Source organism: Streptomyces sp. 8L (assembly GCF_020176795.1).
GTDB lineage: Bacteria > Actinomycetota > Actinomycetes > Streptomycetales > Streptomycetaceae > Streptomyces.
Window position 1 is genome coordinate 1 of the sequence record NZ_JAIUKE010000067.1, and the last position, 5,754, is coordinate 5,754.

The 5,754-nt window shown below is 71.2% G+C and carries 6 protein-coding genes; 2 read left to right on the top strand and 4 right to left on the bottom strand.

The genetic code is table 11. The features are described from left to right. From LCE31_RS07545 to LCE31_RS07560, 4 genes are all read right to left on the bottom strand, one after another. On the bottom strand, positions 1 to 1,278 hold a 1,278-nt coding region (locus LCE31_RS07545; RefSeq protein ID WP_225013222.1), incomplete at its 3' end, for a hemolysin family protein. Next, positions 1,275 to 1,772, bottom strand: coding sequence for an rRNA maturation RNase YbeY (ybeY, locus tag LCE31_RS07550; RefSeq protein WP_225013223.1), 498 nt, complete (start codon positions 1,770 to 1,772; stop codon positions 1,275 to 1,277). The genes ybeY and LCE31_RS07545, both read right to left, overlap by 4 nt. A gap of 20 nt (positions 1,773 to 1,792) precedes the next feature. After that, positions 1,793 to 2,824, bottom strand: a complete 1,032-nt coding sequence (locus LCE31_RS07555) for a PhoH family protein (protein ID WP_225013224.1) — start codon at positions 2,822 to 2,824, stop codon at positions 1,793 to 1,795. Positions 2,825 to 3,114: 290 nt separating this feature from the next. Continuing rightward, a complete protein-coding gene (locus LCE31_RS07560) occupies positions 3,115 to 3,789 on the bottom strand; it encodes a TetR/AcrR family transcriptional regulator (protein ID WP_225013227.1) in 675 nt (224 codons plus the stop codon). A gap of 125 nt (positions 3,790 to 3,914) precedes the next feature. Here LCE31_RS07560 and LCE31_RS40790 point away from each other — a divergent pair, with 125 nt between their 5' ends. Both LCE31_RS40790 and LCE31_RS07570 read left to right on the top strand, forming a co-directional pair. Continuing rightward, entirely contained in the window at positions 3,915 to 5,111 is a 1,197-nt protein-coding gene (locus LCE31_RS40790; protein ID WP_225013225.1) for an acyl-CoA dehydrogenase family protein, read from the top strand. Between the two features lie 69 nt (positions 5,112 to 5,180). Continuing rightward, positions 5,181 to 5,681, top strand: a complete 501-nt coding sequence (locus LCE31_RS07570) for a flavin reductase family protein (RefSeq protein WP_225013226.1) — start codon at positions 5,181 to 5,183, stop codon at positions 5,679 to 5,681. The last annotated feature ends 73 nt before the right edge of the window (positions 5,682 to 5,754 follow it).

The window sequence follows — 5,754 nt, forward strand, 5'->3', positions numbered from 1 at the left end:
GGCGCGGGGGGGCGGCGGCGGGCGGGTTTGGGCGCTTATGGGGGGGCGCCCCCCCGGGGGGCGCGGGGCCCGCCCCCCCCCCCCCCGGCCGTCCGGCAGGTCGATCTCGGCCGTCGCGCCCGCGATCGGCACCCGGCCCAGCGCCTTCGCGAGGAGCCCGCCGACGGTCTCCACGTCCTCGTCGTCGAACTCCTCAAGCCCGAACAGCTCGCCCAGGTCCTCCACATCGAGCCGCGCCGTCACCCGGTACGAGCCGTCGCCGACCTCCTCGACGGGCGGCACCTCCCGGTCGTACTCGTCGGTGATCTCGCCGACGATCTCCTCCAGAATGTCCTCGATCGTGACGATCCCCGCCGTGCCGCCGTACTCGTCGATGACGACGGCGACGTGCTTGCGCTCCTGCTGCATCTCCCGCAGCAGGTCGCCCGCGTTCTTCGTGTCGGGCACGAACGCGGCCGGGCGCATCGCCGTGGAGACCGGGTCGGCCTCCGCGTCGCGGTTCACGTGGACCTTCCTGACCAGGTCCTTCAGATAGACGACGCCGACGATGTCGTCCTCGTTCTCCCCCGTCACCGGGATGCGGGAGAACCCGGAGCGCAGGGCCAGCGTCGTCGCCTGCCTGATCGTCTTGTACCGCTCGATCGCGACGAGGTCCGTGCGCGGCACCATCACCTCGCGCACCAGTGTGTCGCCGAGTTCGAAGACCGAGTGCACCATCCGGCGCTCCTCGTCCTCGATCAGCGACTCCTGCTCGGCGAGGTCCACCAGCGCGCGCAGCTCCGCCTCGCTCGCGAACGGGCCCTTGCGGAAGCCCTTGCCGGGCGTCAGCGCGTTGCCGAGGAGGATCAGCAGGGCCGGCACCGGGCCCATGACCCGGGCGAGCGGCAGCAGTACGTACGCGGCGGCCGTCGACGTGTTCAGCGGGTGCTGGCGGCCGATCGTACGGGGCGACACGCCGACCGCCACGTACGAGACGAGCACCATCACCCCGATCGCGACCAGCAGCGCCTCCCACGTGGAGTCGAACTGCTTGACGCAGACGTACGTGACGAGCGCCGCCGCCGCCATCTCGCAGGCCACCCGCACCAGCAGCGCCATATTGAGGTAGCGCGTCGGGTCCGAGGCGACCTGCGCCAGCTTCGCGGCGCCCCTGCGGCCGGTGCGCACGGCCTCGGCCGCCCGGAAGCTGGAGATACGGGCGAGGCCGGCCTCCGCGCAGGCGGCGAGCCACGCCACGACGATGAGGGCGACCGCCCCGATGATCAGCGAGGCGCTCACGACACCGTGGGCGCGGGCGACGGGCCCTCAAGCCCGTGCTCGGCCCGCCAGCCGTCCACGATGGCGGCCTGGAGGCCGAACATCTCGGCCTTCTCGTCCGGCATCTCGTGGTCGTAGCCGAGCAGATGCAGCACACCGTGCACGGTCAGGAGCTGGAGCTCCTCGTCCATGGTGTGCTGCGTCTCGGCTTCCTGGCCCTGCTTGAGGGCCACCTCGGGGCAGAGCACGATGTCGCCGAGGAGCCCCTGCGGGGGTTCCTCGTCGTCCTTGGCCGGCGGACGCAGCTCGTCCATCGGGAAAGACAGCACATCGGTGGGGCCCGGGAGGTCCATCCACTGGATGTGGAGCTGCTCGATGGCGGCCTCGTCCACCACGATCACCGACAGTTCGGAGAGCGGGTGGATGCGCATCCTGCTGAGCGCGTAGCGGGCGATGTCGAGGATCGCCTGCTCGTCGACCTCGGTTCCTGACTCGTTGTTGACGTCGATCGACATGGTGCGCTGGGACTCTCCGGTCAGTGATGCGGTTCGGTGCCGGTGCGGCTGTCGTACTTCTCGTAGGCGTCGACGATACGGCCGACGAGCTTGTGCCGTACGACATCCTGCGACGTGAGGCGGGAGAAGTGCACGTCGTCGACGCCGTCCAGGATGTCCTGGACCTGCCGCAGACCGCTCTTCGTGCCGCCGGGCAGGTCGACCTGGGTCACGTCGCCCGTGATCACGATCTTCGAGTCGAAGCCGAGCCGCGTCAGGAACATCTTCATCTGCTCGGGATTCGTGTTCTGCGCCTCGTCCAGGATGATGAAGGCGTCGTTCAACGTCCTTCCCCGCATGTAGGCGAGCGGGGCGACCTCGATGGTGCCCGCGGCCATCAGGCGCGGAATGGTGTCCGGGTCGAGCATGTCGTGCAGCGCGTCGTACAGGGGTCGCAGGTACGGGTCGATCTTCTCGTACAGCGTGCCGGGCAGGAAGCCGAGCCGCTCGCCCGCCTCCACGGCGGGGCGGGTCAGGATGATCCGCGTGACCTGCTTGGCCTGGAGGGCCTGGACCGCCTTGGCCATGGCGAGATACGTCTTGCCGGTGCCCGCGGGGCCGATGCCGAAGACGATCGTGTGCTTGTCGATGGCGTCGACGTAGCGCTTCTGGTTGAGCGTCTTCGGGCGGATCGTCCTGCCGCGGTTGGACAGGATGTTCTGGGTGAGCACCTCGGCCGGCGTCTCCTGGCCGTCCGCACCGCCGCTCTCGCTCGCCCTGAGCATGGCGATCGAACGTTCCACTGCGTCCTCCGTCATCGGCTGACCGGTGCGGAGCACCAGCATCATCTCGTCGAACACGCGCTGGATCAGGGCGACGTCCGCCGCACTGCCCGAGGCGCTGATCTCATTGCCCCGTACGTGGATGTCGGCGGACGGGAACGCCTTCTCGATCACGCGCAGGAGGGAATCCCCTGATCCGAGGACCGTCACCATCGGGTGTTTGGCCGGGACGGTGATCTGTGCCTTGGCCCGGTCCTGCGCGGACTGCTGGGCTGTGGGTGTCTGAGTCATGGGCCGGCGCTGTGGCCTGCGCATACCTCCCGTTGCAGGGTTCTCGCTGCTCGACAACCTCTGGAGTACCAGCGTACGACCCCGTACCGACATGCCCGAAGGACTTTTCGACCGCGAAGGGAACGGACCGGGAAAACCACGCCACGCGTCGCGCCGCGGCCGGGCGCCGGGCCGTCGGGCGTCGGGCCGTCGAACCGTCGACCGTCTGCGTGGCCGGCGCTCGGTGCCCGGCGGTCGTCCACGTGGCCCGGCCCGGTTCGATGCCCGGCTCACCGCCCGGCGGTCCCCGCTCAGGTGCCGGGCTGTCCGTCCCGGGGGCGGTCCGGGGTCGTGAGGTAGGCGAGGCCCATGTCGCTGAGCTGGTCCGCGAGCCGGGTCCAGCCCTCCTCGTCCGCGGGGCGGTCGGGGCGTACGGCCGTGTGCGCGCAGGTGCCGATGACGCTGCGGGCGACGAGGTCCAGCGCGGCCGCGGGGTCGCGGCGGCGGATCTGGTCGGTGTAGGGGGCCGCGGCGTCGCTCAGGACCCGGCTGAGTTCGGCGATGGTGGTCATGCCCCGGCCGAGGCTGCCGGATTTCTCGGTGCCGGTGACGGCCAGCAGGCTGACGATGAGGCGGCTCGCTGCGGTGTACGACCGGACCAGGGCGTGGACGTAGGCGTCCACGACGCCCGCGAGCGAGGGCCTCGCGACGCGTATGCGCTCGGCCAGCCCCTCGTCCAGCTGCTCCAGTATCCGCTCCCTGAGGGCGCTGACCAGCTGGTCCTTGCCCTCGAAGCGACGGTAGATCGAGCCCACGGAGACACCGGCCCGCTCGGCGACCGCGTTCATCGTCAGCTCTTCGGTGCCGACCGACATGAGGAGTTCCTCGGCCGCCTCCAGCAGCCGCATCAGGGTCGCGCGGCTGCGCGCCTGCTGGGGTCTGCGGTAGGGCGCCTGGCGGGTCGGGTCGTCGCTCACCTGCCCCATCGTATCGATGGCCCCGGCCAGGGACGCCTTTGACAACAGCGCCTGCCTCCCTACGATGTGAACGCGAACTCGCATTCACATTCTAGGATTTCCGGGACCAGGATTTCCAGGACTGGGGGCACCCCGTGACGACGCACCTGCACGACACCACCGAAGCCCGGGCACTGATCGCGTCGGTCTCCGAACACCGGCAGATCCTGGCCGAGGGCGGCCTGGCCAGCGACCGGGACAACGACGATCCGGCCGCCAACATGAAGCTTCTGGCCACCCTGGGGCTTGCGAGGCTGACCGTCCCCGCCGCCCACGGAGGGCTGTGGGACGGCACGGAACGCGGCGGCTGGGGCGCGGTCCTGCGCGCGGTACGGGAGATCAGCGCGGGCGACGGACCCACCGGACAGAACTGGCTGACGACTCTGCTGGTGGCCCGTATCCTCCTCGGCCCCGGCAGCACCCTGCCCGAGCCGACCCGGGCCGAACTCGCCCGCCGCATCCTCGACGAGGGACTGCGCTGCGTCTCCTCCGCCGCGGAGACCGGGCTGAGCGGCAGGGTGAGCGCCCGGCCGGTGGAGGGCGGCGTGGTGCTCAGCGGCTCGAAATCCTTCAACAGCAACAGCGACGGTCTGGGGATGGCGCTGGTGGCCTGCGTGCTGGAGGGCGAGGAGGCCACGCGCCACGAAGTGCTGGTGGACCTGCGGCACGCACAGGTCGAACTGCACGGCGACTGGGACAACATGGGCCAGCGCGGCACCCAGAGCCAGACCGTCACCTACCACGACGTCTTCGTGCCCGACGGCTGGCACCAGCCGGCGCCCGCGAAGCCCTCTTCCGTGTTCCTGGGCGCCGCGATGCTGCTGCACGCCGCTCTGTTGCAGGGCATCGGCGAGGGCGCTCTCGACGCCCTCGTCCAGCACACCCGGACCATGAAGCGCGGCTCCCTGCCCCAGTTCGCCACCCCAGGCGAGGACCCGCTGATCCTGCGCCGGATCGGTGCGCTCTCCAGCCGCCTCGCCGCCTCCCGGGCCCTGCTGCACGCCGCGGCGGACCAGTTGGAGGCCTCCCGGGACGGCGACGACACGGACGCCCTCGTCATCGACTGCTTCCGCTCCAAGGTGGCCTCCGTCGAGGCCTCTCTGGACGCCGCCTCCGAGATCCACGAGATCACCGGCGCGCGCAGCACCTCGAACCTCTACCGGCTCGACCGCTACTGGCGCAACGCCCGCACCTTCGCCTCCCACGACCCCACCGACGCCAAGAGCGTCTACGTCGGCGGCTACGAGCTCGGCGGACACCTCCCGCCCCTCGCGTCGGTCATCCGCCTCTGAGCCGGAGGAACCCGAGCCCGGCCAGCCCCCATCCCCACCATCCCGACGAGCACCCGAGAGCAGCGGCCCATGCACTCCCCCAGCACCGCGCCCCGGCCGGTGTCCCCCGACCTCTTCCGGCGGGCCATGGCGTCGGTGGCCACCCCGGTCTCCGTCGTCACCACCACCGAGAACGGTGTGCCCCGGGGCACCACGGTGAGCGCCTTCGCCTCCCTGTCCATGAAGCCGCCGATGGTGCTGGTGGCGCTCGACGAGAACTCCCGCCTCCTGAGCGCGATGCGCCGCACGCGCCGCTTCGCCGTCAACATCCTCGGCGCGGGCCAGGGTTCCCTCGCCGAGGCCTTCGCCCGCAAAGGCGCCGACAAGTTCGCCGGCGTCGACTGGTACGAGGAGGCGGGACTGCCGTATCTGGCGGGGGCCGCCGGCCGGCTGGCCTGCGCCGTCGAGGAGTTCCTGCCGGGCGGCGACCATGTCATCGCCGCCGCCACCGTCACCGCGGCCGACGTCGGCGAGGACGCCGCGCCCCTCACGTACCACCGGCACCGGTTCGGCACCCACACCGCGGCCTGACGCCCGCCGGGGCCGCCCCTGGCCCCTGCGCCGCGCGGTCCCCACGATCGGCTTCGGCCGGACATCCTGACGC